General features: G+C 56.6%; 2 protein-coding genes. Both read left to right on the plus strand.

What is annotated here, in order from left to right:
• Positions 1-114 precede the first annotated feature (114 nt).
• A complete protein-coding gene (gene aac(3)-IId / locus OGX94_RS01005; RefSeq protein ID WP_000557454.1) occupies positions 115-975 on the plus strand; it encodes an aminoglycoside N-acetyltransferase AAC(3)-IId in 861 nt (286 codons plus the stop codon).
• 12 nt (positions 976-987) lie between these two features.
• Positions 988-1530, plus strand: coding sequence for an AAA family ATPase (locus OGX94_RS01010; RefSeq protein ID WP_000587837.1), 543 nt, complete (start codon positions 988-990; stop codon positions 1528-1530).
• Positions 1531-2225: the final 695 nt, after the last annotated feature.

A 2225-nucleotide genomic window follows, 5' to 3' on the forward strand; every position in this document is an offset into this window, starting at 1 on the left:
TCTAGGTGAAGATCCTTTTTGATAATCTCATGACCAAAATCCCTTAACGTGAGTTTTCGTTCCACTGAGCGTCAGACCCCGTATAGTGTTTTGCAGTTTAGAGGAGATATCGCGATGCATACGCGGAAGGCAATAACGGAGGCGCTTCAAAAACTCGGAGTCCAAACCGGTGACCTCTTGATGGTGCATGCCTCACTTAAAGCGATTGGTCCGGTCGAAGGAGGAGCGGAGACGGTCGTTGCCGCGTTACGCTCCGCGGTTGGGCCGACTGGCACTGTGATGGGATACGCGTCGTGGGACCGATCACCCTACGAGGAGACTCTGAATGGCGCTCGGCTGGATGACGAAGCCCGCCGTACCTGGCTGCCGTTCGATCCCGCAACAGCCGGGACTTACCGTGGGTTCGGCCTGCTGAATCAATTTCTGGTTCAAGCCCCCGGCGCGCGGCGCAGCGCGCACCCCGATGCATCGATGGTCGCGGTTGGTCCGCTGGCTGAAACGCTGACGGAGCCTCACGAACTCGGTCACGCCTTGGGGGAAGGATCGCCCGTCGAGCGGTTCGTTCGCCTTGGCGGGAAGGCCCTGCTGTTGGGTGCGCCGCTAAACTCCGTTACCGCATTGCACTACGCCGAGGCGGTTGCCGATATCCCCAACAAACGGTGGGTGACGTATGAGATGCCGATGCTTGGAAGAGACGGTGAAGTCGCCTGGAAAACGGCATCGGATTACGATTCAAACGGCATTCTCGATTGCTTTGCTATCGAAGGAAAGCCGGATGCGGTTGAAACTATAGCAAATGCTTACGTGAAGCTCGGTCGCCATCGAGAAGGTGTCGTGGGCTTTGCTCAGTGCTACCTGTTCGACGCGCAGGACATCGTGACGTTCGGCGTCACCTATCTTGAGAAGCATTTCGGAACCACTCCGATCGTGCCTCCGCACGAGGCCGTCGAGCGCTCTTGCGAGCCTTCAGGTTAGAGGCCGTCGACAATGATAATCTGGATCAACGGACCTTTCGGCGCCGGAAAGACGACGCTCGCTAAGCGGCTGCGCGATCGGCGTTCCAAATCGCTGATCTTTGACCCCGAGGAAATCGGGTTCGTGGTGAAAGAAACGGTCCCCATGCCAGCGAGCGGAGACTATCAGGATCTCCCCTTGTGGAGGGGACTTACGATCGCGGCGGTCAGGGAGATTCGAAGGAATTACTCGCAGGACATCATCATCCCAATGACGCTCGTGCACCCGGACTATCTGACTGAGATACTCGACGGGGTAAGGCGGATCGACGATCAGCTGCTGCACATCTTTCTGACGCTCAACGAGGACCTATTGCGTCACCGGATCGCGAACCAGACCATGCATCCTGACCCGAATCGAAATGCGGAGATTCGAGAGTGGCGATTAGCGAATGTCGCCCGATGCTTGGCCGCAAGGGAACGGCTTCCATGCACAACCCGTGTTCTCGATAGTGGTGCACACACCAGCGATGAACTCGCAGCGATGGTGCTCGACGGAATCGATGGGCGCACCTGATCGCCTTCGACGCCTGCGCAAAGCGTAGCGCGAGGGTGGCGGGCTCACGACCAAACGCCCAGAGGTCGATCATCGCAGGGATGTTTGGCTTTGTGGTGCGGACGACGGGACTCGAACCCGTACTCTCACAGAGAAGCAGATTTTCGTACCACCTCGACTTTCGCCGCCGTCTGATGACGTTCGTGGTCTGGACTGTCCCTTCGCCATTGCCCGAAGGCTTTAGGCGCCGCCCGTCCAGTCTCTACACCTTCCCCCGAAGGGGCTTGGCTCGGGATTGGCTTAGGGTATTGCCCGTTAGCGTTCCCCGACTTTGAGCGGTTCTACTCCGCGGATTTCCCCGCGGGCACTCCAATTTTAAAGTCTGCTGCGTCTACCGATTTCGCCACGTCCGCCTTTTTTCGCCGTTCCTAGCGCTCGTGCGATGCACCTATGTTGCACCTAGCGCCGAATCGTTCTTCGTCATCCTGAAAAACCACGTCTCCTAAAGCCTTGCATAGCTTATCTTTTCTCCACCACGAACTTTTTTGTGGGATGGTAGAAAAAAAGACTTTTTAAGTCCGCTGGCTTGCCAGGCCTTGTTAGCTTGTACGGTCATGGTTATCGGGTAAAGAATATGGCACTGTTGCAAATAGTCGGTGGTGATAAACTTATCATCCCCTTTTGCTGATGGAGCTGCACATGAACCCATTCAAAGG

The organism is Citrobacter sp. Cpo037, from assembly GCF_030332945.1.
Lineage (GTDB): Bacteria > Pseudomonadota > Gammaproteobacteria > Enterobacterales > Enterobacteriaceae > Citrobacter > Citrobacter portucalensis.

What these genes read in the sequence shown, in the direction of transcription:
- OGX94_RS01010 (WP_000587837.1), top strand. Translation starts at nt 988, where the DNA reads ATGATAATCTGGATCAACGGACCTTTCGGCGCCGGAAAGACGACGCTC.